Origin of the sequence: Streptomyces sp. NBC_00572 (assembly GCF_026341815.1) — a bacterium.
In the GTDB taxonomy this organism is placed as follows: domain Bacteria; phylum Actinomycetota; class Actinomycetes; order Streptomycetales; family Streptomycetaceae; genus Streptomyces.
On the sequence record NZ_JAPENX010000002.1, the window covers coordinates 978,651 to 1,005,527 of the forward strand.

21 protein-coding genes and 4 pseudogenes are annotated in these 26,877 nt (G+C 70.3%); 6 read left to right on the forward strand and 19 right to left on the reverse strand.

All coding sequences use genetic code 11. The features are described 5' to 3' along the window. Nucleotides 1-57 precede the first annotated feature (57 nt). On the reverse strand, nucleotides 58-1,443 hold the full coding sequence (locus tag OG514_RS36535; protein ID WP_266902202.1) for an ice-binding family protein: 1,386 nt from the start codon (nucleotides 1,441-1,443) through the stop codon (nucleotides 58-60). Nucleotides 1,444-1,693: 250 nt separating this feature from the next. On the opposite strand from OG514_RS36535, the gene OG514_RS36540 reads away from it, so the two are divergent. Further along, nucleotides 1,694-1,837 (forward strand): hypothetical protein, encoded by a 144-nt coding sequence (locus tag OG514_RS36540; protein WP_266902204.1) that lies wholly within the window; start codon nucleotides 1,694-1,696, stop codon nucleotides 1,835-1,837. Nucleotides 1,838-3,236: 1,399 nt separating this feature from the next. Here OG514_RS36540 and OG514_RS36545 read toward each other — a convergent pair. Together OG514_RS36545 and OG514_RS36550 are read right to left on the reverse strand one after the other, a co-directional pair. Continuing rightward, a complete protein-coding gene (locus OG514_RS36545; protein ID WP_266902206.1) occupies nucleotides 3,237-3,647 on the reverse strand; it encodes an NUDIX domain-containing protein in 411 nt (136 codons plus the stop codon). Between the two features lie 35 nt (nucleotides 3,648-3,682). After that, a complete protein-coding gene (locus OG514_RS36550) occupies nucleotides 3,683-3,964 on the reverse strand; it encodes an SDR family oxidoreductase (RefSeq protein ID WP_266902208.1) in 282 nt (93 codons plus the stop codon). Nucleotides 3,965-4,080: 116 nt separating this feature from the next. Between OG514_RS36550 and OG514_RS36555 the strand changes: the two genes are divergently transcribed. Together OG514_RS36555 and OG514_RS36560 are read left to right on the forward strand one after the other, a co-directional pair. Then, complete coding sequence (locus OG514_RS36555; RefSeq protein ID WP_266902210.1) at nucleotides 4,081-4,281, forward strand: hypothetical protein; 201 nt, start codon at nucleotides 4,081-4,083, stop codon at nucleotides 4,279-4,281. Between the two features lie 114 nt (nucleotides 4,282-4,395). Continuing rightward, entirely contained in the window at nucleotides 4,396-5,193 is a 798-nt protein-coding gene (locus tag OG514_RS36560) for a helix-turn-helix transcriptional regulator (protein ID WP_266902212.1), read from the forward strand. A 54-nt stretch (nucleotides 5,194-5,247) separates the two neighbouring features. On the opposite strand, the gene OG514_RS36565 is transcribed toward OG514_RS36560, so the two are convergent. After that, nucleotides 5,248-6,243: a helix-turn-helix transcriptional regulator gene (locus OG514_RS36565; protein WP_266902325.1), complete on the reverse strand. Its 996-nt coding sequence runs from the start codon at nucleotides 6,241-6,243 to the stop codon at nucleotides 5,248-5,250. 352 nt (nucleotides 6,244-6,595) lie between these two features. On the opposite strand from OG514_RS36565, the gene OG514_RS36570 reads away from it, so the two are divergent. Continuing rightward, nucleotides 6,596-7,381, forward strand: coding sequence for a BTAD domain-containing putative transcriptional regulator (locus OG514_RS36570; protein WP_266902214.1), 786 nt, complete (start codon nucleotides 6,596-6,598; stop codon nucleotides 7,379-7,381). Nucleotides 7,382-7,461: 80 nt separating this feature from the next. Then, complete coding sequence (locus OG514_RS36575) at nucleotides 7,462-7,923, forward strand: hypothetical protein (RefSeq protein WP_266902216.1); 462 nt, start codon at nucleotides 7,462-7,464, stop codon at nucleotides 7,921-7,923. Nucleotides 7,924-7,951: 28 nt separating this feature from the next. On the opposite strand, the gene OG514_RS36580 is transcribed toward OG514_RS36575, so the two are convergent. From OG514_RS36580 to OG514_RS36640, 13 genes and pseudogenes are all read right to left on the reverse strand, one after another. Continuing rightward, complete coding sequence (locus tag OG514_RS36580; protein ID WP_266902218.1) at nucleotides 7,952-8,908, reverse strand: LLM class flavin-dependent oxidoreductase; 957 nt, start codon at nucleotides 8,906-8,908, stop codon at nucleotides 7,952-7,954. Between the two features lie 47 nt (nucleotides 8,909-8,955). Next, nucleotides 8,956-11,775, reverse strand: a complete 2,820-nt coding sequence (gene lanM, locus OG514_RS36585) for a type 2 lanthipeptide synthetase LanM (RefSeq protein WP_266902220.1) — start codon at nucleotides 11,773-11,775, stop codon at nucleotides 8,956-8,958. Next, nucleotides 11,772-13,937, reverse strand: a complete 2,166-nt coding sequence (locus OG514_RS36590; protein ID WP_266902222.1) for a peptidase domain-containing ABC transporter — start codon at nucleotides 13,935-13,937, stop codon at nucleotides 11,772-11,774. The genes lanM and OG514_RS36590 overlap by 4 nt, the downstream gene beginning before the upstream one ends. A 234-nt stretch (nucleotides 13,938-14,171) precedes the next feature. Further along, complete coding sequence (locus tag OG514_RS36595) at nucleotides 14,172-14,345, reverse strand: class II lanthipeptide, LchA2/BrtA2 family (RefSeq protein WP_167346869.1); 174 nt, start codon at nucleotides 14,343-14,345, stop codon at nucleotides 14,172-14,174. 231 nt (nucleotides 14,346-14,576) lie between these two features. After that, on the reverse strand, nucleotides 14,577-15,314 hold the full coding sequence (locus OG514_RS36600; protein ID WP_266902225.1) for a hypothetical protein: 738 nt from the start codon (nucleotides 15,312-15,314) through the stop codon (nucleotides 14,577-14,579). Beyond that, nucleotides 15,314-16,228: an ABC transporter ATP-binding protein gene (locus tag OG514_RS36605; RefSeq protein ID WP_266902227.1), complete on the reverse strand. Its 915-nt coding sequence runs from the start codon at nucleotides 16,226-16,228 to the stop codon at nucleotides 15,314-15,316. The genes OG514_RS36600 and OG514_RS36605 overlap by 1 nt, the downstream gene beginning before the upstream one ends. Before the next feature lie 55 nt (nucleotides 16,229-16,283). After that, nucleotides 16,284-18,425: a peptidase domain-containing ABC transporter gene (locus OG514_RS36610; protein ID WP_266902229.1), complete on the reverse strand. Its 2,142-nt coding sequence runs from the start codon at nucleotides 18,423-18,425 to the stop codon at nucleotides 16,284-16,286. Then, complete coding sequence (locus OG514_RS36615; protein ID WP_266902231.1) at nucleotides 18,425-21,364, reverse strand: type 2 lanthipeptide synthetase LanM family protein; 2,940 nt, start codon at nucleotides 21,362-21,364, stop codon at nucleotides 18,425-18,427. Before OG514_RS36615 ends, OG514_RS36610 begins: the two co-directional genes overlap by 1 nt. A gap of 102 nt (nucleotides 21,365-21,466) precedes the next feature. After that, nucleotides 21,467-21,637: a plantaricin C family lantibiotic gene (locus tag OG514_RS36620; RefSeq protein ID WP_017237622.1), complete on the reverse strand. Its 171-nt coding sequence runs from the start codon at nucleotides 21,635-21,637 to the stop codon at nucleotides 21,467-21,469. 490 nt (nucleotides 21,638-22,127) lie between these two features. Further along, nucleotides 22,128-22,418, reverse strand: a pseudogene (locus OG514_RS36625) (helix-turn-helix domain-containing protein); the annotation flags it as partial. A 168-nt stretch (nucleotides 22,419-22,586) separates the two neighbouring features. Continuing rightward, a complete protein-coding gene (locus tag OG514_RS36630; protein ID WP_266902235.1) occupies nucleotides 22,587-23,276 on the reverse strand; it encodes a hypothetical protein in 690 nt (229 codons plus the stop codon). Beyond that, nucleotides 23,269-23,808, reverse strand: coding sequence for a SigE family RNA polymerase sigma factor (locus tag OG514_RS36635; protein ID WP_266902237.1), 540 nt, complete (start codon nucleotides 23,806-23,808; stop codon nucleotides 23,269-23,271). Before OG514_RS36635 ends, OG514_RS36630 begins: the two co-directional genes overlap by 8 nt. A 478-nt stretch (nucleotides 23,809-24,286) precedes the next feature. Then, nucleotides 24,287-24,736: pseudogene (locus OG514_RS36640) on the reverse strand (NAD(P)/FAD-dependent oxidoreductase); the annotation flags it as partial. A gap of 19 nt (nucleotides 24,737-24,755) precedes the next feature. Between OG514_RS36640 and OG514_RS36645 the strand changes: the two are divergent. Further along, on the forward strand, nucleotides 24,756-25,250 hold the full coding sequence (locus OG514_RS36645; protein ID WP_266902239.1) for a pyridoxal-dependent decarboxylase: 495 nt from the start codon (nucleotides 24,756-24,758) through the stop codon (nucleotides 25,248-25,250). Between the two features lie 584 nt (nucleotides 25,251-25,834). On the opposite strand, the pseudogene OG514_RS36650 reads toward OG514_RS36645, so the two are convergent. Then, nucleotides 25,835-26,284 (reverse strand): annotated as a pseudogene (locus OG514_RS36650) (WbqC family protein); the annotation flags it as partial. A gap of 293 nt (nucleotides 26,285-26,577) precedes the next feature. Next, nucleotides 26,578-26,760 (reverse strand): annotated as a pseudogene (locus OG514_RS36655) (class II glutamine amidotransferase); the annotation flags it as partial. Nucleotides 26,761-26,877: the final 117 nt, after the last annotated feature.

Sequence of the window (26,877 nt, forward strand, 5' to 3'; positions counted from 1 at the left end):
GTCGAGGCGCCGTACCTCGGCGGGTTCTCTTCATCGCGAAGAGGGCCGAGCCTCCGACTAATACCAGCGCGGCCGCGGAGGCAGCCATGCGGCCGGTCCCGCATGGCGGGGAAGCCCGTGGCCCAGAGCATCGTCGAGGCCGCCCGGCAGGAAGCCGGCCCACGGCGGCTTGCCCTGGTCGTGGTCGTCCTGACCATGACCCTGCTCACCCTGGTCGTGGTCGTCGTGACCGTGCTCGCCCTCGTCGCCCTCCTGGTGGCCGGGGTGGCCGTGGTCGTGATCAGGCCTTGCGGGTCCGGCGGGTCCAGCAGGCCCCGTGGGTCCGACGGGTCCTGCGGGTCCGGCAGGGCCGGCAGAACCGGTGGGTCCGGGTGCACCGTCGGGGCCGGGTGCGCCGGGTGCTCCGGGGCTGCCGTCGGGGCCGGGTGCACCAGTCGCACCGGGACTGCCGTCGGGGCCAGGTGCACCAGTCGCACCGGGTGCACCAGTCGGGCCAGGTGCACCAGTCGCACCGGGACTGCCGTCGGGGCCAGGTGCACCAGTCGCACCGGGACTGCCGTCAGGGCCAGGTGCACCAGTCGCACCGGGTGCACCAGTCGGGCCGGGTGCACCAGTCGGGCCGGGTGCACCAGTCGGGCCGGGTGCACCAGTCGGGCCGGGGGGTCCAGGCGGGCCGACGGCGCAGGCCGGCCGCGTAATGGTGTTGTTGTTCATCGTGACCGCGGCCTCACGCGCCAGGGCGCGGCCTTCGATTACGGCGCTGTTGTTCAGCGTGATGGACTGCATCGCCAGGATGGTGCCCTTGAACTGGGTGGTCGTTCCGAGGGTGGCGGAGCTGCCCACCTGCCAGAACACGTTGCAGGCATTTGCTCCGTTGATGAAGGCCACGGAACTCGACGAAGCCGTGGTCAGGGTCGAGGGGATCCGGAAGATGAAGACGGAGTTGGGGTCGTTCTGGCCGTCGAGGGTGACCGTCCCGGTGAGTTGCAGGGACGGCGGGGACGCCGGGGCCGTGTAGACGCCGGGCGCCAGCGTCAGTCCGCCGATCTCGTCCGAAGCGAGAATGGTCCCGGGCCCCCGGCCTGCCGCGTCGTCGTAGGCGACGACGAGGTCGGACTTCGCCTGAGCGGCAGCGGCGTTGGGGGCTACGCGCGTCACTCCGTTGACGATGCCGGGCGGGAAGCCGGTCACCGATGTGCCCGGATAGAGCCCCAGGTCGCCGTTGATGACGGTGGGGTTCGTGTTGGTGACCGTCGAACCAGCCAGGACCCCGTAACTGGCGGTGGTCCCCAGCAACACGGGGGCTTCTGCGGCATAGGCGGGGGTCGGGACCAGGGCGGCCGCCAGGAGCGATGCGGGGAGCAGGGCGAAGGCTCCCTGTTTGAGCAGATTGCGTTGAGGGCTCGTGTCGGGTGGAGCCCACCGGATGAGATCCAATGCCATAGCAGAACCTTTCTTGTCGCTGGCCTGGGCCGCCGGCCTGCTGCCTGTGCCGACTCGCAGGCTCACCCCGGGCAGGGGACGCAGATCTGCTCCGTGCCGGAGGTGGTGATGGGGCGTCACGTGGGAGCATGCCCGCACGTTTCACAGCAATAGACTGAAAATCATAAAAATCGTCTACATGAGTGACATAGCATGAGGAAAGCGAACCCGTCGCATGTCTCGCAACTCGCTTACAAGGCCAGTACCACCGATGCGGCCACCAGCGTCACGACGGCCGACACGCTCACCGGAACCCACGGCCACCGACACCCTCACCGAGACCGCCACCGTCGACGCCTCGGAGACCGACCCCACACCGGACAACGGCAACGACACCGTCACCACCTGCCCGTAACGAAGACACGGGATACCAGGGCGGTCCGGGCTCCCTCCTGCCGGGAGGGGGCCCAGACCTGCGGGCGGGTGGTGACGCCACCACACCGCATGAACCCGAGCTCGTTGGTTCACTCCCTCTCGCGCGTCTCACCCAAAAAGGCAGATATATCTGGAAATCTTCGTGTACAAAGGACTTCCCGGCTGCTAGGAGATGTCTGACGCAGGCCTGTTGCGCAGGCGATGTCCGAGGCCCGGTGCTCGCGGTCGCTGCCGAGCCGGCTCAAGGCCTGCGGGACTCTGAAGCCGGCTCGGGCGGACTGGCTGCTCTGCGGGGTGCGATCCGTGTCGGGCGCGGGGGCGGTTGGGGGAACGAGCGCGGTCACGGTCATGGAGTGCCTCCAGGCTCGGGAACGGGTTTTCGATCAGGGCCGCGGTGCATCCTGTCGAGACGTCGGCGGACGAGGAGCAGCAGTAGGAGGGCGACGAGTGCGGCGGAGAGGGGGCCGTTCCAGGCTCGGCCTCCGAGCCCTGCAGCAGCGGACCCGAGTGCTGTGCCGACGCCGAAGTCTCCTCGTCCGTGCGGCCCACGAAGTTTCACCACAACACACCCCACCAGGGCAATTCTGTACGCGCATGCCGCACCGCTCCGCCTGCGGTCAACACAGGATCAGCATGGTTCCCTCGGCCGATCACTACGGCGTCAGGCAGGACGAAAGCCAGCCGCTGCGCACGTCCGGTGTGAGAACCTCGCTCACCAGTTTCTGAACCGCCCAGCCGCGGACGGGGACCAGCCACAGCACGCTCGTACAATGATCCGTGCAGGTCCGCGCGTTGAGGGCGACGACTTCAAGGAAATCTCCCTTCACCCCGTCAGGACTTCACGAGCGGCGAGGCTGAGGTAGCCTCCCGATCTGCAGGGTTGCCCCAAAAAGTGCTGGACGCTGGGCCGAGGATCGTGCAGACGTCGGACTTGCTGATGGTTCGGGCGTCTCGGACGAGGAACTCCTCATGGGCGAGCCAGTCCCTGCGGATCGCGTCAAGCGCGCCCGAAAGACGACGTTGGCAACCCCTGGCAGACGATCCGCCGCTTGTTCCCGACCGTCCGATCACGCGGGTCCGGGAGCCGTCGGGAAATGCCTCTCGCTTGGACATAGCCTCACCACTGGAGCCTGACGCGAGCACGGCGCCTCTGGCCCTCTCCGGCCCGTCGGCCGAGCCTGCCCCGACGACCGAACTGTCGTGCATCTGCGAGTTCAACGCTCCGTAGTCAGCACCAAGTCAGCACGGGAATCAGCACCGCACCTCCAAATCCTGCTCTTCCAGCACATCTCAGACACCCTTCCTGGCGTCCCTCCCCACGCCTGCCCGGCAGCCGCGACAGGGGCCCATGGCGCCAGGCCGCACTCCCCCGCGTCGAACTATGGTGTCCCACCACATACGCCGCTGACCTGCGTCTTCCTACGGTGTGGCGACACCGAATCGTCCCCGCCCTGCCTGGAAGTGGTGCACATGGCCGCCGCAACAACCTCCCCGACCCCACCCGGCTCCCTCAAGCGGATCGTCGCCGCCAGTCTCATCGGCACCACCATCGAGTGGTACGACTTCTCTCCCTTGGTGTTCTCCGTCTCGTGGAGCAGGCGGATGATCTCGGCGTCGCCGGCGATCTCTTCGCGGACCTCACGCAGGAGGGCGTCCTCACGGGTGGCGTCGGTCTCTTCGACGCCACCGCCGACGATCACCCAGTAGGGGTCGGAGCCAGGGCGGACGCGCTTCATGACGAGCGTGGTGTCCTGCGGGGTGATCAGGATGGCGCGGACGCGCTGCTTCATGGGGCTCCCTTTCCGGGATGGGCGTCGGGGCGTGGTCAGTGGAGTTGCCAGCCGCCGTCGATGTGCGACGACTGGCCGGTGATGAACGATGCACTGGGTCCCGCAAGGAAGGCGATGGCGGCTGCCACGTCTTCGGGCCGGCCGCGGCGGGGGACGCACTGGCGGGCGATCTGATCCTCGGGCCGGGCTCGGTGGTGGGCGGGCGTTCCCCGGACGTCCTCCCGGTCAACCACACCTGACGACTCCAAGGCGCTTTTGTCCACGAGCCCGGCCTGCCGGCGGTGGCAGGATCGTGCACGGTGCGGAGGCAGGAGCATGCCAACGGGGAGCCCTGTGGAGGAGGGGGTTCGCTGCGATGCTTCTGATGTGGTCGGGGATCTCGTCCCGGGCACCTCTGAGGAAACGGCGCCGGTGCGCCGGGAGGGGAAGAACCATGACGCGTACCGCCACCAGCAAGGCTGCCCGAGGGATCGCGGCGGCGATGATGACCGCCCTGGCGACGGCGGGGGCGTTCACCGCCCTCGCGGGGAGCGTCACACCGGCGAGCGGTGACGCCGTCGTAGTGGCGGGCGGCTGTCTCGACCCCCTGGACGCGTGCTGGGTCAACGGCTGGCAGGAGAAGCCGGGCACCTGATCCTGTGCGGCGAGCCCGCCACGGGGGTGGGTCCAGCGGTCCGGGTGCCGAGCACGACGCGCGGCCCACCGCCCTTCCAGTACCTCGTCACCGACCGACCGTGGAGCACCGCCGATGCACCGCATGCAGATCCTGGGAATCACCCCTGCGGAGGAGCAGACGTACCGCCACCTGTTGAGGCATCCCGGCAGCGGCGTCGCAGAGATCGTTGCCGCGCCTTGGCACCCGTCCGGGGCCGGTGCGGCTGCCGTGGGGCGGCTGAAGGCTCTGGGCGCCGTGGTCGAGAGCGACGGAGCGCTGTGGCCGGAGGAGCCGAAGGTGGTGGTGGGCCTGCTGGCCGAGCGGCTGCTGGCCGAGCTGCACACCATCACCCGCAGCCTTGCCCAGGTCTACACGGTGGTGCGCTCCCTGGAGGACGAGGCGGCCGCCGCCGGCCGGCCCGAGGAGGGTGACACACCTCCGCGGGACGGCCGGCTGATGGAGCGGATCACCGATCCCACCGCGTTGCGGGCGAGGGTGGAGGCCCTCGCCCTGAGTACCCGCTCCGAGGTGCTGGCGGGTGGGCTCTGCGAGGAGGTCGACCGCCGGGTCCTACGGCTGACCTTGCCGCTGGGCCTGCGGATGCTGGGTCGAGGCGTCACCGTGCGGCTCGTGGTGTGGCAGTCCATGCTCGCCGACCCGGTGGTCGTCGCCCACCTGCGCCAACTGGCCGACGCGGGCGCTCGGGTGCGCGTGCTGTCCTCATCGGACAGCCCGATGGCGGTGTGCGACGGCGGGACCGCGCTGGTGCCGGTCGAGCCCTCGGACATCGCCAAGGGCGCGTTCGTCACGGCTGAACCCGGCATGGTGAGCACGGTCGTCAACCACTTCGAGCGGCTTTGGGCGGACGCCCGGGAATTCGGGGACGACTGACGGCCGGGTCACGCCCCGGCTGTCAGACCCACCGACGGTCAGACCCACCGACTGTCAGACCCACCCTCGTTCTCGGGCCAGCAACGCCGCATGGGCGCGGTTCTCCGCACCGAGGAGTCGCATCAGCTCCGATATGTGGCGGCGGTAGGTACGCAGTGCGGTGCCCACCTGGCGGGCGCCGGTCTCGTCCTTGCCGACCGTGCACATCGCCCGCAGCACCTGCACTTGCAGATCGGTCAGTTCGGGATCGCCCGACGAGTCCACCCCCTGCCCGACCAGGTCGGTGAACTCCTCGGCCCCCGCCCACAGACGCTCGAAATTGTTGACGACGGTGGTGACGATCCCCTCCTCGCTCGAGCAGAGGGCGCCCTTGGAGGTGTTCTTCGGGTCCACCGGCACCAGCGTGGTGTGGTGGTCGTACACGATCATCAGCTCGCTCAGGTCCTCGACCACCCGGATCCGGGCCCCGGCGGCGGTCAGTTCCTGGAGGTAGGCCCGCGTGGTGTCGTCCGCCACCGCGGAGGCGCGGACCAGGTTGCGCAGGACGACGCCACGGCGCAGGCAGCGCAGGTCGAGCGGGCGGGAGTGGTTGATGTTCTCCAGGGTGAGCGCGTCGTAGGGCTCGGAGGCCAGAACCTCCGCACGAGCGAAGAACGCCAGTTCGTCCAGACGTTCGCGGATGGCCGATAACCCCATCAGCCGTTCCACCGGGGCGTGTTCGGAGTTCGGGCCCTGGTCGCGCGCGTCACGCGTCAGGGAGTCCACGATGGGTTTCAGGTCGGACAGTGTGCGGATGGTGCTGTAGAACTCCTCCAGGCGCTGCTGGGCCAGCCGGTTGACCACCAGGTCCGGCTTGTGCGGCCACGCCTTGCCGTCGTCCTCGCGGATGACGTGCAGTTCCCGCAGCCGACGCACCGCTGCGTCCAAGGTGAGGGGTTCCTGTCTCAACAGGACGTGCGCTTCGTCGAGTTCGACGCCGGGGTTGCGCAGCAGGTGCCGGTAGAGCTCCTCTTCCGCCGCAGTGAGACCAAGGACCGCCATGTGGTGCACGAGCAAGAGGCACTCCCGTGGGAGAGGACATCGGGAAGGATCCGGCCGGCGTGTGCTGCAGGAATTGTAGAAGGGAGGTGCCCGAAGGGTAAAGGTTTCACCAGGGGCCCCTGGTGACTCGACAGTAGGATCTTCGGCGCAGGTGCGATCAGGCCGGATCCTGCATCGGGTTGGCCGTATCTGGCCAACAGGCCTTGTTCCTCCCTGCCTTGGGCGCTGCCATATTCGGTCGTGAGGGAGGTGTGGTGCTGACCACACGACGCGAGGGGGGACACGATGCCGCCGCCGGCGGCCCCTGCGGCCCGGGGCCGGTACCTGCCTCAGCACTTCACACGAGAGGTGGCAGAGCCAGATGCTTTTCCGACTGCTGGGGCCTGTGAGGATCGCGGGCGGTGCCGAGACGCAGTCGGCAGCCCGCCGCGCGCTGCTCACCGCGCTGCTCCTGCGCCGGGGACAGTTCGTCGGCATGGGCGAGCTGACCGAGCTGTTGTGGGACGACCCGCCGAGCTCGGCGGTGGCCAACATCAGGAGTCACCTCACCGGGCTCCGCCGCGGCCTGGACTCCGCGCAGTCGGGACTGAGCAAGCGGCTGACCACCAGCCGCGGCGCGGAGACCGGGTACGCCCTCAGCGTCGACGCGGACGAACTCGATCTGTCCTGCTTCCTGAAGCTCGCCCGGCAGGGCAAGGAACTGCTCGCCGCGGGCGACCACCGGGCCGCGGTCAGCCACCTGGACGAGGCCCTCGCCCTCTGGCGCGGCCCCTTCGGCCAACGGCTTCCGGCCACCCGGTGGTTCCACGCGCATACCGTGGGCCTCAGCAACACCCGCTTCGAGGCCTGCCAGGACTTCTTCACCGCCTGCCTGCTGACCCATCGGACCGAGATGCTGTCGTACCGCATCGAGACCGTGCTGGCCGAGGCCCCCTACCGGCAGCGGCTGTGGCAGTTACTCGCCGCCACCTACTGCGCGCAGGGCGACGTGGCCGGCGCGCTGGGCGTGATCGAGCGATGTCGGACCGTCTTCGCCGACGAGCTGGGCCTGGACGTCCCTCCCGGCGTCGAGGCCATCCGGGCCGCCGCGCTCACCTGGGACACAGAGCGGGCGCACCGTCTGGTGGCCGAGATGGCGCGCCAGTGACGGCGGGCACCCGGTCGGCCGGGGCTCGGGTCCGACGGCGACTTCGGTCGCTCGCGGTAGGGGAACTGGTCAACGTCCCGTTGCAGACGGCCGTCTGGTTCGGCGTGGTCGGCGTGCCGCCGACGGCCGCCAACCTCTTCGGGTTCGCACTGGTCACGCTGCTCCTGCTGGAGGGCGCCGCGTACTGGACGGTCAAGCTCCGTGCCCTGTCCGCCGGTAGCGGCGCGCCGCTACCCGGGGCGGCGGTGTTCGCCGCCGCTCGGGTGGTCAACCTGGTACTGCTCGGGCTCGGCGTGCCGCTCACCGTTCTCGCGGTGGCCGACGCCCCCGGGACCGGGAGCATCCCAGGCCTGCTCTTCACGCTCTTCGCCGTCCTGGAGCACGTCAACTATTTTCATACCCAGCTGATGTACGACACTCCCGAGGACCGGCGCAGCCGCCGCAGGAACGGGCGGCGCCGGGCACATCTGGCCCGTGACCTGGAGCGGGCTCGGAAGCTCGAGACCGGGCAACCATCCGCCGATGAGGTCAGTCGCTCCTGACGTCTCAGGCGGACAGTGACCGGCCCGGTCACGGTGCGGCCTTCAGAATCTCGTAGAGGTCGGACGCGGCGGCCCGGGGTCCGTGCACCGCGCCGACCCCGGTGACGTTGAGGACCACCTCGTCCACGCCGAGCGCCCGGTAGGCGTCCAGCCGCTGGTGGATCTCCTCGGCCGTCCCGTAGAGGAAGATCCCGCCGTCCACCAGGGCGCGGACGTCGTCGGGCCCGCCGTCGCCGGTGATCTGGATCCCGGCCCGCCGCAGGACGGCCTGGTAGTGGGGGAACTGGATGTGCCCCCCGCAGGTCGCCCGCAGCAGTTTCGCCATGTCCCGGCCGGGGCCGGCCAGTGCCACCGGAACATAGGCGGTGACCTTGACCGGCTGCTCCGGACGCCGCTCCTTCGCGCTCCGCAGAGCCGGGATCAGGAACTCCTCGAGGTACGCCGCCGAGGCCATCCAGGTGATGGCCACATCGGCGAGTTCTCCCGCGAGTTCGGCCATCCGCTCCCGCAGGACGCCAAGGCCCAGCGACACCTCCGGCTTGTGGAACGGCATGAGCTGCGCCTTGGCGGAGAAGATCTCCCCCTCGCGGTCGCTGATCCCGCCGTCCAGCAGGTCCCGGACGATGGTGACGTACTCCCGGCAGGCGGTGAGCTGACTGGGGTAGGGCCGTCCCATGGCGCAGGTCTGCGCGGCGAGCGAGCCCGGACCGTAGCCGGCCACCACCTCGTGCCCGGTGGCCAGCGCCACGGACCGGGCCTCGATCGCCGCGTTGTACGGCGAGCGGTAGGGCATCAGCGACACCCCGAACCCTGCGGGCACCCTGATTCCGGAGCCGCCCAACCAGCTCACGATCTGATGGCTGTCCAGAACGAGACCCTGGCCCTGCCACAGCCGGGCCGCGCCACCCCATTTGACGAGATTGGCGAAGGGGATCACCTGCTCGGGGCGGGTGGCGTTGACGGGGAGGAGGATCGAGTGCCGCATCCCGGCAGCCCTTTCGACGAGTGGTGGAGCGGATGACAGGCGTGCGGTCAGCTCCGGGAAGGCGCGGACAGTTCCAGCGGGAGGCGCAGACCGGCCGGGTCTGCGCCGCTGAGCAGGGCATCGACCATCAGGTCGGTGTCGCCCACGCCGGCCCAGCCGAGCATGTATCCGATCAGTGAGGTCCGGCCGGCCGCACCGGTGAAGTAGCCGTCCTCGCGGATCCGGCCGAGGACCTCGGTCTGATGGGCGGCGGCCCGCTCGAACAGGTCCGCGCGTCCCAGGGTGCGGCCCGCGCCGATCAGGCACTGGACGACGCCGCTGCTGCCGTGGCAGACGGAGAGGTCCACCGCGCGGCCGGGCGCCAGGGCGGTCGCCCGGCCGACCAGATCGGCCAGCCGGGACTTGGTCAGCCAGTCCTCCCGGCCCGCCGCGGCGAGGATCTCCGAGCCGGCCAGCAGGAGGCCGGCAGCGCCCTTGCACCAGCCGTGCTCCGCCGGGACGCCGTCCCGCTCCCAGCGGCCGATCAGCCAGTCCGCCGCCTCCTTGGCGGTGCGCTCCAGTCCCAGAACGGATCCGGTCCGGGCGGCCGCCCAGCGCAGTCCCAGTTCGCCGTGGGCCAGGTCCGACCAGTGGGTGTCCCGCTCCCTGCCCAGGTGGGACAGGGTCAGGTCGGTGAGCCGCTCGACCGTCGTGGCGTCGGCGGGGAAGGAGGAGCCGTCGCGGCGGAGACGGTCGAGCAGGACCATCAGCAGCCCGGCCGGGCCGTTGGAGAGGTCGGTCTCCAGCACGCCTTCCGCCGCGCGGTCCCGGAGGGCCTGGAGCAGGCCGGCCAGCCGGGCGGACGCGGTCTCCGGATCCTCGGGGCGGACCAGCAGAAGCGAGGCGGCCCCCGTGAACACCGACTCGGGGCGCTGCAGCAGCGCCTCGCCGTACTCGGCGAGCAGGGCGGTGAGCCCCCGGTCGGCGCTGCCGGCCGGACCGGCCAGGCTCTCGTCGCGGGCGGCGGCGCGGTTGAGGAAGGAGACCACGCCGCCCGAGTCGTGGAAGGAGACGAAGTTGCCCGGGGTGATGGTGGAGGCGTCGCGGTCCGGGCCGATGCCGCCGACCCATCCGCACTCCTCCTGCCCGCCGGGAGCGGTGACCGGCACCCGCACCTCGGCGATCCGGCCGGCGATCGCCCGCCACCAGGCGCCGGGACGGGCCCCGGCCAGCAGGTGCCCTCCGAAGACCCCGGAGGCCGAGAGCCCGCCGGGCGTGTCCTCGCCGCACAGCTCGCCGAAGCACTCCTCCAGCAGGAAGTGGTGGTAGGCGTCGGTGCGGGCCGCGTTGTGGGCGACGCCGCGCCGGGCGAAGTCCAGCGCGGTCGCCGAATACACCCCGGGTGTCGACCCGTTGACCGTGCCGAGCGCGTCGGAGTCGCCCCGGGTGACGAAGTACGGCACGTTGCCGCCGTGCAGCGAGGCGCGCTCCGCGTCCGCCGCGAAGCGCTCCGCCTCCGGGGACAGGTAGTCCTGGTGCATCTTCAGGAGTCCGAACAGCCGCTCGGACTCCTTGGGGTCCACCAGGTACTTCGGGTGGGTGGAAGCGTCGATGAAGCGACCGTAGATCATGGTGGAGCGCAGCAGCAGCCGCACCGGCACCCCGGGGTGGGCCTCCAGGACGCGGGTGACGGCGCCGTCCCGCAGAGCCGTCAGGGCCGCACGGCAGCCGGCCAGGATGGCGTCGAACCACTCGGTGGCGATCAGGTGCGTCTCGCCCAGCCGGGGCACGTTGTCGCCCTGCCGGTAGTTGAAAGGCTCCCGTGACACCGCGATGGCGTCCGTTCCCGGGTCGCGGATCACGGCGCTGGTCATGGACGACGGCTGGTCGCCCGCCACCCCGACGCCCGCCATGATGAAGTCGACCGGCGAGGTCGGGTTCACCATCGGCACCAGCATCGTGGAGGCGACGGACAGCTTGGTGTGGTTCATCAGCGCGTCGGGGAGCGACTCGTCGCCCACCCCGGCGTCCGGCCGGAGCATGGTTTCGGTGTCGATGACGCACGGGTGCTCGCCGCAGGCCAGCAGGTTCTCGTCGTGCAGGTCGGTGGCACCGATGGAGCCGAACAGCACCGCCAGCGCGCCGATCCGGTAGAAGTAGCGGCCGGGCTGGTCCGCCTGCTCCATGGCGGCCGGCACGGTGAACTCCTGCCAGCCGTGCGTGCCCACGGTGAACGACCGGGGGACGCAGCGGGACAGCGGGTGCTCCAGGTACGGGGCAACCGCCCGGTACAGGTCGCGGACGAAGTCGTCCGCGGTGAGCGGCCGCGGCTTGAACACCAGCCGGGTTCCGTTGGCCAGGTGGAGAATGTGTACCTGACGGCTGTCGTTGTGCAGGTCGGAGCCGCTGGGCGAGATCGCGGACAGCAGCCGGCCGTCGTCGCCCGGCTCGCCGAGCAGTCCGGCCTCCGCCAGCAGCGGGTGGTCGTCGGCGAAGGCGGTGAGGAACTCGCGGTAGGCGTCCAGGGAGTGGGACAGCATCGCGGTCAGTCGCAGCCGCAGCACCGGGTACTTCTCCAGCAGGGCGTCCGGGGCGCCGGGCTCCTCCAGACGGGCCGTGAAGCGGCGCAGGGCGGTGTCGCCGCCGGACTCCATCGGCAGGCCCAGCTGCTCGCGGAAGGCGTGGAACTCGCCGATGAGTATCCGGTAGGACTGCGTCTCCACCGTTTTCAGCAGGGCCTCGTGGGCCTGGTCCAGCACGCTGTCGCGGCGATCCGGGACGGCAGCCCGCAGCAACGGCTCGCGCAGCTCCTTCTCGACCGCGGACCGGGGGACCACATGGGAGTAGAAGGGGAGGAAGGCCTCGATGGCCACCATGCTCTCGCTCATGCCCCGGCACCTTCCACCAGCAGTTCGGCCGTCCGGCCGGCCCCATCGGCTGTCGCCGCATACAGGTCCCGGTACACGCTGCCTCCGTCCATGAGTTCTGAATGTGTTCCTTGCTCGACGATCCGTCCCTGGTCGAACACGTAGATGAGGTCGGCGGACTCGATCGTCGACAGGCGGTGCGCGATGACGATCTGGGTGGCGCCGATTCCCTCGATCAGCCGGGTCACCCGGCGTTCGTTGACCGTGTCCAGGGAGGCAGTGGCCTCGTCCATGACGAGGATGGACGGCCGTTGCAGGAGGGTGCGCACGATCGCCAGCCGCTGCCGCTGCCCCCCGGAGAAGTTGGAGCCCATCTCGGCGACCAGGGTCTGCAGACCCATCGGCAGGTCGTCGAGGAAGTCCAGGATGCCGGCCTCGCGGCAGAACTCCCGGACGGTCTCCTCGGGGATGTCCTGGCCCAGGGTGAGGTTCTCCAGGATCGACCGGTTGTGCAGGTGGACCTCCTGCGGGATGTAGCCGATCACTCGGCGCAGGGAGTCCCGGTCGTACTCGCCGGCGTCCCGGCCGCCGAAGCGGACCGAGCCGGAGGTGGGTTCGTGCAGGCCGCAGACGATCCGGGCCAGGGTGCTCTTGCCCGACCCGGAGGCGCCCACCAGGGCGACCCGGGCGCCGGCCGGGATGTCCATGGTGACGTCGCGGACCACCGGTTCGCTGTGCCGGGTGTAGCGGAAGGACACCTGGTCCAGTTGGACGGAAGCGGACGCCAGCTCCTTGCGGTCGCCGCCGGGGCCCTCGGGCTCGGTGCGGGTGATGTCGCTCAGTCGGGACATGTAGCGGCTGGTCTCGGTGAACTCCGCGTACGCCTGGAACACCGAGGTGGAGATCGCGAAGTAGGTGGCGGCGACGGTCTGCACCGCGATCGCCCCGCCGATGCTGATGGTTCCCCGGCCGACGAAGTAGAGGCTGGCGAGCAGCAGCAGCAGCGGCCCGAACATCTGGATGGTGGCCGCCACACCGGTCACCTGGCCCTGCTGCAGCCGCATCCGCGCTTTCATCGCGTCGAGGGAGGCGGCGTAGGTCTCGCGCCAGGTGTCCAGGTACTGGTCGGCGTAGCCCCCCATCTTGATGGTCGGGATGGAGACGATGGCGTCCAGCTGCAGCGACTGGCTCCTGCCCAGGTGGGTGATCTCCATGTCGACCGCCTCAAGCACCCGCAGTCGGGTGGCGGCCAGATAGCCGGCGTTGGCCAGCACCAGGGCGAGCGCCATCAGCCCGAGCCGCCATTCCACGTGCAGCAGGTAGCCGCTGACGCAGACCATGGTGCCGACGTCCAGCACGCCCTGGGCGACCCGGGAGGAGAGCATGTCGCGGACGGCGTTGACGCTGCCGAGCCGGAAGAGCAGCTCGCCGGGCTGACGGGTGGTGAAGAACCGGTACGGCAGCAACAGCAGCCGGGTGAAGGCGTGGTCCATCAGATGCCGCCCGAGCACCGACACCAGCGAGGACAGCAGCAGGATCCTCAGGAGATGCAGCAGGTAGTAGCCGACGGCGGCGCCGACCACCATGCCGATGACCCACAGATGGTCGCCGAGCTCCGTCCAGCCGGAGAACCGGTCCACGGACCATTCGGTGAGCAGCGGGATCCCCAGCACCGCGGCGTAGGCGGCCAGCGACAGCGCGCCGACACCGGCCATCCGGCGCCCCGCGCCCTCGGGCAGCAGGGGCATCGTCCGCCAGTCGGCGAAAGGCCGGCGGCGCAGCCGGCGGAACGCGGGCCCGGGCTCGGCGGTGAGGACCACGCCGCTGAAGTGCTGGGCGAGTTCGTCCGAGGTCATCCGGCGGCGGCCGACGGCCGGGTCCATGACGACGGCCTGATCGCCGTCGAAGCTCTCCAGAACCACGAAGTGGTGATCGTCCCAGAAAAGGATCACGGGCGAGTCGAACCGGGTGAGCGCTGCGACGCTCCGGGCGCTCAGCAGCCGGCTCCGCATGCCGCGGGACTCCAGGAACCGCGCGAGCTGCCGGGCGCTCAGGCCGTCCCGTCCCGCGTCCATGTCCTCGCGGACCTCGGAGATGCCTTCGTCCCGCCCGTAGTAGCGGAGCAGGGACACGCAGCAGCACAGACCGCACTCGGTCTGGGCGACCTGGGTGACGGCCGGCACGCGTCGCGCGGTCCGACGTGATTCCGGGCGAGCGCCCATGGCTACCGCACCTCCGGGTTGTTGGACGTCGGGCAAGGAGAGGGGCTTGCATTGACGGGGCGTCGGACGGGGCGGGAGACCGGGAAGCCCGGCGCGGGCCGTCGGACCTCGGTCCGGCCCACCCCCACCCCGTCCGTCGTGACCGACGCGGCGGTCCGGTTCAGCGGGCCGCGCGTATCAGAGCCGTCAAGGGCTTCAGCACTGGCTGGTGCACTTGGTGGTCGGGCAGGCGGAGGCGGACACCAGGGTCGCCACGGCGGTGACGATGGCGCAGCTCCAGGTGGTACCGCCGTACACGTCCGCCTCGCCCATCTCGACGAGCTCGAACTCGTCGTAGCCGCCGAGGACGTCGGCCTGCATCTTCTCCATGGTCTTCTCCTTTTCGATTTTCTCCCGACACGCGCCCGGAACTCGTCTGGCGAAATACAGAACGCGTACCCTCCGCCTTCGGAGGACGCCTCCCAGTCTGTCCGCCCTCAATTCGTCGAACGCATAGACCTGGCGCCTTTGTACGCACACGCTGAAATGCACCGGAAATGCGCCGGGCCCCCACGCATTCGCGTGGGGGCCCATTCACGGGGTGTGAGGTGCGTCGACCCCTCAGACATCCCGCCGCGCAGTCATCCAATGTCCGAGCGCCACCGCCCCCACCGTCCACACGGTGAGCACGCCCAGCCCGGACCACGCTCCCAGCACCTCGTCGCCCCCTGAGCCGCGCAGCACCATCCCCCCCGCCACATCCGGCAGGAACCGTGCCACCCCCCCGACCCCCGGTATGTTGCTCAGGATCGTGGAGAGCATGAAGAACAGCGGAAGCAGAATGGACAGCGCCGCCGCCCCCGACCGCAGCAGCGTCGCCACCCCCATGGAGAACGCCACCAGCAGCGCCGTGTAGAGCACCGCCCCCGCCACATGCCCCGCCGTGGCGAGTCCAGTCGGCGCCCGGTGCTCCCCGATACCGCTCTGCACGATCAGGAAGGCCGGCACCACGCCCACCACCGCCAGCACCCCGCTGACCAGGCTGACCAGCCCCACCTTGGCGTAGTAGAACCGGGCCCGGTCGGGGACGGCCAGCAGACTGCTCCTGATCGACCCCGACGCGTACTCGCCCGTCACCGCGAGAATCCCCATGATCACCAGAACGATCATCCCGAGCGGTACGGCCGACAGGCCGAGCCCGACCGGGTCGAACCCCGGCGCCGCCAGCTGCCTTTCGCCGGGAACCATCCCGTAGACGAAGGCCAGCCCGATCATCAGGACGAGATAAACTGCCGGGGACCATTTCGGAGACCGCAGCGTCGTCAATTTGACCCATTCCGCAGCCACGGCGTGCTTCATCAGAAGCCTCCCATCGAAGCCCGGTATTCAGCGTGTTCCTGGGTCAGCTTCATAAACGCCTCCTCCAGCGAACCGACGGAAGCGGTCAGCTCGAAAACGGCAATATTCTCCGCGCTCGCGACAATCCCGACCTTCTCCACGGACGCCCCGCTCACCGCCAGCGTCGCGTCGTCCTGCCGCACGGACTCGATGCCCTGCTCCCCCAGTGCCCGCCGCATCCCCTCCGGATCGGCCACCCGGGCCAACACGGTCCTGTCCGAGTGCGCGGCGATGAACGCGTCCACGGGGGTGTCCGCGAGCAGCCGGCCCCGGGCGACGACCACCAGATGGTCGGCGGTCACCGCCATCTCGTTCATCAGGTGGGAGGAGACCAGCACCGTCCGCCCCTCCGCGGCCAGCCCCCGCATCAGCTCCCGGATCCACCGGACACCCTCGGGGTCGAGCCCGTTGACCGGCTCGTCGAACAGCAACACCTCGGGGTCGCCGAGCAGCGCCGCCGCGACGCCGAGCCGCTGCCCCATGCCGAGGGAGAATCCGCGCACCCTCTGCCGGGCCACCGCAAGCAGGCCGACCCGGTCCAGGACCTCGTCAGCCCGGGTGGCGGGCAGGCCGTGGGAGGCGGCCAGCACCCGCAGGTGGTTCCGGGCACTGCGGCCCGGGTGCACGGCCCTGGTGTCGAGCAGCGCTCCCACCCGGGTCAGCGGGCGCGCCAGGCTCCGGTAGGGGACGCCGAAGACGGTGGCCCGGCCCGCGGTGGGCTCGTCCAGACCGAGGATCATGCGCAGGGTGGTGGACTTGCCGGCGCCGTTGGGGCCGAGGAATCCGGTGACCTTCCCCGGGGTCACGGAGAACGACAGACCGTCCACGGCGACCTTCGCGCCGTACCGTTTGGTGAGGTTCTCGACCTCGATCATCACAGCACCTCTCGTCCATGAACAGTCGTGACCGGACGGCCATGCCCACCGGCCCTCATACGGCCCCCGCCACCGGCTCCGCGTACAGCCCCGCGTACACCCCGTCCAGGGCCAGCAACTCCTCGTGCGTCCCCCGCTCCACGATCCGGCCGCGGTCCAGGACGTGGATCAGGTCCGCGTCCTGGATCGTCGCCAGCCGGTGCGCGATGACGATCTGCGTGGCGCCGGTCTCCGCGATGATCCGGGAGACCCGCCGCTCGTTGGCGGTGTCCAGCGAGGCGGTCGCCTCGTCCAGGACGATGACCCGCGGCCGCTGCAGCAGTGTCCGCACGATGGCCAGCCGCTGCCGCTGCCCGCCGGAGAAGTTGGATCCCATCTCGGACACCAGGGTCCGCAGCCCCATCGGCAGTTCCTCGACGAAGTCGAGGATCCCGACGGCCGCGCAGTACTCCCGGACCGTGGCCTCGTCGATGTCCTGGCCCAGGGTCAGGTTCTCGAGGATGGTCCGGTTGTGCAGGTGCACCTCCTGCGGGACGTACCCGATCTGCCCGCGTAGGAAGTCGGTCCGGTAGGCGCTCATGGGGTGGCCGCAGAACTCCACCGCCCCTCCGGTCGGCTGGTGGAGCCCGCAGACGACGCGCCCGACGGTGGACTTGCCTGAACCCGACGCGCCGACGAACGCCACCTTCGCGCCGGCCGGGATCTCCAGCGACACGTCCTCCAGCACCGGCCTGCTGTGCCGGGTGTAGCGGAACGACACCTCCCTCAGCCGTATCGAGGTGTCGTGGAGTTCCGTGAGGGGCCCGCCCTCCGGCTCGCTCTCGTGCGCCGTGATGTCGCTCAGTCGGCTCACGTAGCGGGAGGTCTCGGTGATCTCCGTCAGCATCTGGAAGACGGACGTGCTCAGGGCGAAGAAGGTGCCCGCCACGGCCTGCACGGCGATGGCCGAGCCGATGGTCACCGTCCCCCGCGACACGAAGTGCAGGCCGGCAAGGAGCAGCGCCAGCGGGCCGAACATCTGCGTGGTGGCGGCGATCCCGGAGATCCAGCCCTGCTGGATCCGCATCCGGGTACGCATCGCGTCCAGCGAGGCGCTGTAGGTCGCCTCCCATTCGTCGGCGAACCGGCCGGCGTAGCCGCCCATCTTGATGGTGGGGACGGACACGATGGCATCGAGCTGGGTGGACTGGGAGCGGGAGAGCAGCGCGAGCTCGGTGTCCGTCACCTCTTTCACCCGATGCCGGCTCAGCCACAGGAAGCCGGCGTTCAGCAGGAACAGCGCGAGCGCCAGAAAGCCGATGCGCCACTCGGTGACGAACAGGTAGACGCCGATGCAGGCCAGGGTCCCCACGTCCAGGACGCCCTGGGCGATCCGCGAGGAGAGCAGGTCCCGGACGCTGTTGACGGTGTTCAGGCGGAACAGCAGCTCGCCGGGCTGCCGGGTGGCGAAGAACTTGAAGGGCAGGGAGAGCAGTCTCCTGAAGACATGGCTCATCAGGTGATGGCCCGTCACGGCGATCAGCCCCGCCAGCGCGGCGGTGCGCAGCATCCACAGCAGCAGGTAGCCGATCGCGGCCGCCGCCACCGCCCCCGCGATCAGCCCCGTCTGGGACAGGTCACTCCAGGCGTCGTCCCGGTCGACGGCCCATTTGGTCAGCGCCGGTATGCCCAGCACCGCCGCGTAGGAGCCCAGCGACAGCAGCGCGACCAGGGCGATCCGGCGGCCTGCCCGGGCCGGGACCAGCGGCAGCGACCGCCAGTGCCGGAAAGCGGGGAGGGACTGCCGGGTGAAGTCCGGGCCGGGGGAGGCCGCGATCACCACCTGGGAGAAGCCGGCCTCCAGCTCGTCGCGGGTGAGGCGCTTGCGGCCCACGGCCGGGTCCATCACCCAGGCCGTCGTGCCGTCGAAGCGCTCCAGGACCAGGAAGTGGTAGTCCTCCCAGAAGAGGATCACCGGCTCGGTGAAGCCCCGCAGGGCCTCCACGCTCCGGGCCCGGAACGCCTTGACCTCCATGCCCCTCGAGCGCAGGAAGTCCGCGAGCTGCTTGGCACCGAGACCGTCCCGGCCGGCCTCCAGGTCCTCCCGCACGGTCCGGAAGTCTTCGGTGCGGCCGTGGTACCCCAGCACCGCGACGCAGCAGCACAGCCCGCACTCCGTCTGGGTGACCTGTGTGACGGAGGGAACCCGGAGGCCCATCAGAGGGCTCCGTGCCAGATCGGCGACACCCGGGGCCGCGCGTCGTCGAGGCGGCCGAGCAGGTGCAGCAGCACACCCGAGGAGCCCACCATGGCGCTGTCGGTGTGCACGTAGCGGGAGCCGGTGTCGGCGAGCTTCTCCGCGACCACGTCAGGTCCCAGCCGGCGCGCCTCGACGGCGGCGGCCCGCTCCAACAGCTCCTGGTCATCGCCGGCGATCCGGCGGACCACGTCGATGTTGCCGAGATCGCCGTGGCACCAGGTGAGGTTGCGTCCGAAGCCCTGCCGGAAGGTGTTGTCGAGGGCCGCCTCCAGGCGCTCGGCGGCCCGTTCGTCCGCTGTCCGGGCGGTCACGGCGGACAGCGCCATGGCGATGCCGGCGGCGCCGTGGCACCAGCCGGTCGAGAACCGGCCCGGGAAGGCGGAGTTGGTGGACCAGTTCCGCTCCTGGGGCACGTAGAAGGACTCCAGGCGGTCCGTCAGGACGCCGATGGCGGCGTCGACGCGGTGTCCGGGGTGGTCGGGCAGCGTGGCGAGGGCGTGCAGGACTCCCGCGACGCCGTGCGCGAAGCCCGACTGCTCCCACCAGGAGCCCGACGGTTCCTCCACATGGCCCAGCAGTCGGCCGGTGAGCCCGTCCAGGGCGTCGAGGCTGTGATCGCCGCCGATCGAGGCGATCATCGTGGCGATGCCGGAGATCCCGGAGATCACCTCCGGGGTGTTCTCGGGGCCGAGCTGCTCCACGACCAGCGGCACGGCGTCCTGTGCCGCCTTGACCCAGCCCGGCTCCCGCAGGATTCGCCCGGCCTCGCACAGGGCGAACAGCAGGCCGGTGGTTCCGGTGTAGGCGCCGGCACCGCTCTGCCGGATGCTGCGCAGCTCGTAGACGCCGTCGGTGAGGATACCGGCGCTGCGCTCGAAGACCTGGCGTGCCACCCGCTCGTAGCGTTCGTCGCCGAAGTGGGCCGCGGCCGCGGCCAGGGCCAGCGCGGGGCCGGTGCGTCCGGTGTACAGGTCGTACCCCAGCACGCCGGAGGGCCAGGGCCGGGCGGCCTGCGCGGAGGCCAGCGGGCCGATCCAGGTGGCGGGGAGATGACCGTACTGGTCGGGGAGGCTGCCCGCGGTCAGGGCGTCGGCCAGCGACCGGGCGAGCCGCTCCAGGCCGGTGCGCTCCCCGGTGGAGGCCCGGCCGTTCCAGGCGGTCCCGCCGGAGAGGTGGTTGTCGGGGAAGCGAGAGCAGAAGGCCGAGTGGAGCAGCCGTAGCTGCCGCCTCACCGCCTGCTCGTCGAGCGCCGCGGCCTTGGCCAGCGCCCGGGAGAGCGGGGTGCGGTCGAGCCGAACGCCGGTGTCCTCGCCGTCGCAGTCGTGGACGGTGGTGCCGGTGGCGGGCACGGTGAAGTAGGGGACGTCGCGTTCGGCCATCTGCCGCAGTTCCGAGCCGACCAGCCTGCGGTCGGAGAACCGGGAGGGGATGGCGATCCTGTGGAGCAGGGCCTGGGCGAGCGCCGGATCGGCCATCGCGGCGGCGGAGGCTGCCATCCGCAGGATCTGCGCGTACTGCGACGTCGGGTTGTGGATATAGCGGAGGCGCATGGCCGGAGCGAGCCCCTCAAGGAGGGTGGTCCACCAGGAGGGCCGGCGCATCACCGCCTCGCACACCTGCCGGAACCCGTCGGCCATCTGTCCGGCGAGCCCGTGGATCTCCTGTTCGGTGCTCTCCCGGACCACGGTGGAGCGCTGCTCGGACGGGCGGGCCTGGAGGTGCACCCGGATCCGGTCGGTGAAGGGGTGCTCGAAGACCATGGTCTTGAAGGGGGAGACGCCCTGGTTGTCACCGCCGAGGAAACCGAGGTCGACGTAGCCGGAGTCCTCGTTCTTGCCGGCCAGGACCAACGGGAGGATCCCGATGCCGTAGACGCTGCGGCCGATCTCGTCGTACGCGTTGCCCTCGGCCTCCGGGGTGGGGCCGGTGTGCACCCGGGAGGGGTGCACCAGCGTCTCGAGGTCGATGGCCACCGGGCCCAGGCGGGTGGGCAGGATGTTCTCGAAGTGCATGTCCCGCGCGTCCAGCAGGTAGAACACGGCGGCCAACTGGCCGCAGGCCCGCATGAACGGCACGCTGAATCCGCCGATGTCCTCCTGTTCGACGTACTCGACGTACCCGTACCCGTCGCGCACCAGGGTGCGGGCGGCGGGCAGTGCGCAGTCGGCCTCCGCGTTGACGCGCTCGACGACGGTCTCGAAGGCCGCCTCGCAGGAGACGTCCCGGGGCTTGTAGACCAGGCGGGCCCCCGAGGCGAACGTCAGGATGCTCACCGCCCTGCCGTGGGCGTGCGAGTCGCCGTCGGCCCCACCGATGGACAGCAGCGGGTCGCCGGGGGCGATGCGGGAGAACCGGAACACCTCGTCCCGGTCGGCGTGGAGGCGCCGGACCAGTTCGCGCGCGGCCTCGCGGGCGTTGCGCACCACATGGCCGGCCGCGGAGCGGAGCACCGGGAACGGCTCCAGGGCGTCTCTCCACGCCCGGGTGACGAAGTCCTGGTAGCGCTCGTGCGGGGTCGCCCCTCGCAGCAGCCCGTCGGTGGAGGCCTTGTTGACCGCGGCGACCAATGTACGGGTCGCCACGTCGCGGAGCCGGGCCTCGGCCCGGCCGAGTACCTGGAGCGTGAAGGCGTCCAGGTCGGCGACGGCCTCCGTGAGGTCCTCAGCGAGGAGCCCGCCGGCAGTCGGCAGTGCCAGCTGCCGGATCACGCGCTGGAACGGATACTCCTCCGGCTCCAGCGACCAGGCGAGCGCGGCCGGCGAGGGGGCCCCTGGAGCGACGTCGGACGGAGCCGAGAGCTTGACGTGGACGGCGGGCGCGAAAACGCCGAGGGGCTCGATGGTTTCGCGGATTTCGACGCTGTCGAGTTCTGGGTAAAGATTCGCGGGCGAGATCAATGCTCCGGCTCCCTGCGCGGAAGATGATAGATTGCCACGTTGCGCCGGGGGCGGGGAGCATGAGCCGCTCCCCGCCCCCGGTCCGTGCCCAGCCCTTCGGGCTCAGTTGCAGTTGGGCTGGCACTCCTTGGTCAGCGTGCACCAGCCGCCCTGGTTGCCGAGGAAGTCGGACAGCGAGAACGTGTTGGTCGAGCACGCGCCATAGGCGACGCCGTCGAAGTCCTGCTCCGCGATCTCCTCGATGAGCGAGATGTCACCGTCGAAGTTGTTCATGTGAATTCACATCCAATCCGGCCGCATATACCCAATAGGCCATTCTGCGGAAAACTTCGGCCCATGGCTCGTCGCCCGGCTGAGCGACGAGGGAAAGCTATGCGCGTCGATAGCCAGTCCACAACCCATCGGTTTCCCGGCGGGTCACTGAAATGCATTTCCGGTGATGCTGCGGGAGCCCCCGGTGACGCCGTTGAGCTGCAGCTTCGATGCCATGTGGCCGAATCCTGCCAGGGTGCTGGCAACTTGGTGCAGTTCATTTCCCGGCGGATTCGTGCACGGTCGTATGCGCGACCGAATGCACTGGATATGCGCGGCGAGTAGGGGGCCGAATGCGATCGGCCAATTTCCGCTCGCGACACTTTCGTGGCCGTAGATCATCTCCGTGACACGGCCGGCCGATCCGCGCCCGGCAGGAAGTGATGCACCGCCCGCGGCGCTCCTCGCGCAGGGATCCCGGGCACCCCGCTTCGCCTTCGCCGTCCCGAGGTCAGTCGGGCGGTGGGGCCGGATCCCCGCGCAGCCGCCGGGTGCGGAGCGCCGGCTCCAGTTCGAAGCGGCGGTCCGGGTCGTCCAGGTCGTCGCCCCACAACTCACGGAGCTGCCTCAGGCGGTAGCGCACGGTCCGCGGGTGGACTCCGAGCCGGGCGGCCACCTCGGGAGCACCACCCCGCGTCTCCAGCCAGGCCAGCAGCGTCTCGGCGAGTCGTTGGGCGTGCGCCGGGCCGCCGGCCTCGTCCAGCTGCGCCAGCCGCCGCGCCAGATCGTCGATCAGTGAATCTCCCGGAGCCGACCGATCTCCGCCGCGAGCACATGGACGACACCGTCCAGGCCATTGCCGGCCTGCTGTCCCACCAGCAGAGCGCGGACCTGATCCCACCACAACAGAGGTGAACACCGAGCCCCACCGGAATCCTTGACGTCTCACCGCTTACCGTGCACGAGTTCGTTAAGGGCGGCCGCTGTTCGCAGCGGGCTTCGACCCGGCCAACGCTGCGTGCAGACGTTCCTTCTCCACGCTGCCCGTCCCACCGTCCTCGCACGTGAGCCGAACCCTGCCGTCGCCGTCCAAGGGCAGCACGTCTTCGGGGCGGAACTCGAAGAGACGTTGACCGTCCTTCGACGGCCCACCCAACTCCGCGAGCAGCAGCACGTAGTGGCCCGGAGGCGGGAGCTGCGCCTCGGAGACCGGATACCAGGTGAGGACAGGACCGGAGGAGGGGACTCCCCCGCCGGCCGTGAGGGTGCCGTCGATATCGAAGCGGAAGGCCGAGCCCTGGGTCGTACCGTCGTCCACGCCCACGCCACCTTCCCGCACCTGCCCGTAGACGACCTGGAAGCCCGCCCGCCGGCCGTCTTGGAGGTTCTGGACGGTGGTTCGCAGGCACTGCGCCGAGGCCGCCGCAACACGGTCCCCGTGGTCTGCCGCGCCCCTGAACATCGCGGCGGCCCCTGTTGCCGTCACCAACACCACGACGGCAGCTCCCGTCACGGCTCCCAGCCTCCGGCGCACCAGCACGCGGCGAGCGCGGGCGGTGAAGTCGGCGCCGGGCGGGGCCAGGGTGTTCCCCGGCGGCTCCGCAGCGGCGGCGAGCAGGCGGTGTACGTGTTCTTCTTCGTGGTGCCGCTGATCAGTCACGGTCCGAGACCCTCTCGTAGTCGTACTCGTCGTCGTAGGACACAGCGGCGAGCAGGCCCCCTTCGCGTAGGGCTGCCAGAGCACGGGCCGCCCGACTCTTGACGGTGCCGCGTGAGCAGCCCAGTACCCCGGCGATCTCTTCCTCGCTGAGCTGATGGAAGTAGCGCAGCACGAGCACCGCGCGTTGCGCCGGCGGAAGGGCCTGCAGCACCTTGCGTACCGCCACCCCGGTCGTCGACGTGTCCTCATGACCCGGATGAGCTGCTTCCGGCAGGTGCTCGGCCGGAACCTCGGCGTGCCATTTCCGCCGACGGCCCTTGACCAGCAGCCGGACCATCGTGGTGCGCGCGTACGCTTCCGCGGCTTCCAGCCGCCCGATGCGATGCCATGCACGGTAGGTCCGCATCAGCGTCTCCTGGGCAAGGTCCTCGGCCTGCGGTCCGCCGCCCGTCAGCAGCCTGGCTGTCCGCAGTATCGAGTGGTAGCGCGCTTCCATGAACGCCGTGAATGCCGCGTCTCTGCCGTTCCGCATCCGTTGCGCATCCGTCCGCTCCTCGCCGGCCCGCCGTTCGAGCCCGTCACTCTGACAGAGGACCCGGCCGTCGAGGGAGGTTCCATGGGCGAGAGCGGGTGACCTTCCGCAGGTTCTTCGGCCGCCCCGTCGCGCGCGGCCTCGACCGACACGACGCCGCGCGCGCACGCCGACGGTCTACAGGCCACGCGGTCGATACGGCTGGTCGCGGTTCGGCCAGGTTCTCCCGGGCTCGTCGCGGCAGCTGCTGAAGCACATCAGCTCGCGGTACGGGCGGCGGTGAGACCGGAGCCGTAGGCCAGGCAGCGGCGAAAATCCCCGGGACGGCACAGCCCGCGCGCCCACGTACGCCCCGGCTGCTGCCCCGCCCGCTTCAGGCGCTCGACCTCGCGTCCCGCCCGTTCGGCTGCGCGACGCGCCTGGCTGAGAGCACGGTCGGCCGACTTCACGGCCGCCTCGGTCTCCGCCGCGGCCGTCGGGGGCGTTGCAGAGCTCGCAACAAGCAGTCGGTCAGGAACCGGTGCCGGAGGGTCGCCTGCTTCCATGCAGCCTCATACGCGCCGGGTGAGCCGCGACGCAGCTGATCGACCAGGACCCTGGCACCGGCGAGAGCCAGTGAGACGCCCTCGCCGGTCAGCGCGTCGATGTAGCCGGCGGCATCGCCCACCAGCAGGACCCGCCCTTGGACGCGCGAGCGGACCTTCTGGCGGAGGGGACCCGCACCACGCACGGCGCCGACCGCGGCCTGGCGGGGCAGAGCGGCCGCGAGCTCGGGGAAGCCGGCCAGCTGTTCGTCGAACGGCGCACGCAGTGAGGTCAGGAGCGCGACGCCCAGGAGCTCTGACCCGAGTGGGGTCACGTACGCCTCGCCGTGGGGACCCCAATGGACCTCGACGTACGAGGAAGGCGGCGCCACGGCATAATGCCGGACGGACGCCCACAAGACGTTGAACGTCCCCTACGACTGCGGACTCGCGATCGTGCGCGACGCGTCCGCGGTCCGGGCGGCGATGGGCCGGCGCGGCGACTACCTCATCCGGCACGAGCACGGCGACCCCATCGACAAGGTGCCCGAACTCTCGCGGCGCGGCAGAGCGTTCACCGTGTGGGCCGCCCTCAGGTCCCTCGGCCGATCAGGCGTCTCCGACCTCGTCGAGCGGCTGTGTCGCCACGCCTCCGCGTTCGCCGCTGGCATCGCCGAGATCGACGGCGCGACCGTTCTCAACGAGGTCGCGTTCACGCAGGTCTGCGCCGGGTTCGGCAGCGACGGACGCACCGACCGGGTACTCGCCCGGCTGCTCGACGACGGCACCGCGTGGATCAGCGGCTCCACCTGGCACGGCAGACGCGTCATGCGGATCTCGGTGAGCAACTGGTCGACCACCGACGACGATGTGGCGCGCACGCTCGACGCGATCCGGCGCGCGGCCGCAGAGGCCTGACGACAATCGGACCGCCCGTCGCGCGCCCCTGCACCAGGAGTGGCACGAGCTGGAGGACGCAGAGAGGTCCGCCGCCACTCCGAGGGCGGTGTTCGAGAAGCTCCGCAGTGCCCGGAGGTGAGCGGGGGTGACGGGCTGGTGGTCGAAGACAGCGGTGTCGTCCAAGACCCCGGGCCGGACGGAGTCCGGCTGCCCTTGGGGCCCGCTTGTTCGCGCTGCTGAGCAACCCATCGGGCCGGGGAGGACAAGGGGCCGCGATCACGAGCCGCTCGTGTACTGACCTCCGGTGGACGCCGAAGCCCGACGATCAGGGGGTTTCAATACAAGGCCCCAGGCCAGACGTCTGGAGATCACGAAGACGTGCCACCAGTGCGACCGAGGCAGAGGGCTGGGCTGTCGTCCCCTCCACTCCTGTGTTGTCCGCACCAGCGCCTCGCTGCTCGCTCTTCCGAAAAGGGCGAGCACGGCCGGCGATGGGCCGGTCGCTGAACTACTGGGCCTGGCTTACCTGTGACGAGGAGGCACCGCACCCACCTCGTCTCCGGTTCGGCCCATCACACATGGACACGGCAGCCCGTCGCCGATCACCACGCGCATGGACACGTGTACCGATCACTGGTCCCCAAGGTTGATCCCCCGACCTTCGGCCAGGAACGGCGAGTGATCTCTTCCACCTGAACCAGGTACACGCGTGTTCTGAGCAAGGCCCACTGCGTGGCGAGATGCGACGGCTCGAAGCTGTTTGGCGCTGCCGGGATGCCGTTGGCCATGAGGGCGTGCACCGCGCTCACTATGCGTGCGTCTTCCCAGATGTCGACCGTCGGTGTAATGAAGGGCACGACTGCCACTCCGGGCACTGCAAACGGCGTGACGTCCAGATAACGCATGCCGCCACTCCCGCACAGGTATCCACGTGCGCCGATGGCAGCAGCCAGGTCGGCCAGGCGCTGCGACCGCTCAGCCCGAGCTGGGAGCCGACTGCTGCGCAGGACGCGACCCTTCCACCCGAGGAGCCGGAGGAGGATCCGTGTGGACTCTTCGGTACATCTGCCGTCCTGCCGGTCCGCCTGAACTGGAGGAGCACGGACTCCAGCTCATGACGGAAGAGCGGCCAGTCGGGGCAGTCCCCGTAGTGCTGCGCGAGCAAGAGCATGACCCGCCGACGGGACCGTTCCGGGTCGACCAGCACCGCCTCCCCCCCACCACCACCACCAGGGGCGACCGGCCGCGGGGAAGGTGAGTGGGGATCGAGAGCCACTGACGCCGTGCGGGGTAGGTCGTGCTGCCCATCCTGAAAGGCGCGTAGCGGTACGGTCCGCCGCCAGGACCGGAAGACCGCCGGCGTTCCGTCGCCGTCCGGGCTATACCAGCCGACGTCGAAACCGTCGCCGTTCGTCGACTCGACGCCCATCCTCGCGTGGAGGCTCTGGTTGATCAGTGAGTGCTCGGGGCGGTAGAGCACGGCGTCGAACAGCAAGGGCGAACCCGAGTACGCGAGCCAGCGACACATGCCCACCGTCCCCTTCGATGCATCCCTCGAACCTACGCCGATGAGGACCCCCACCCCGCCGCTGCCCGGTCTGGTGGGCTTCCACCTTCACCAACGCATCGACACGGCATTTGCGGA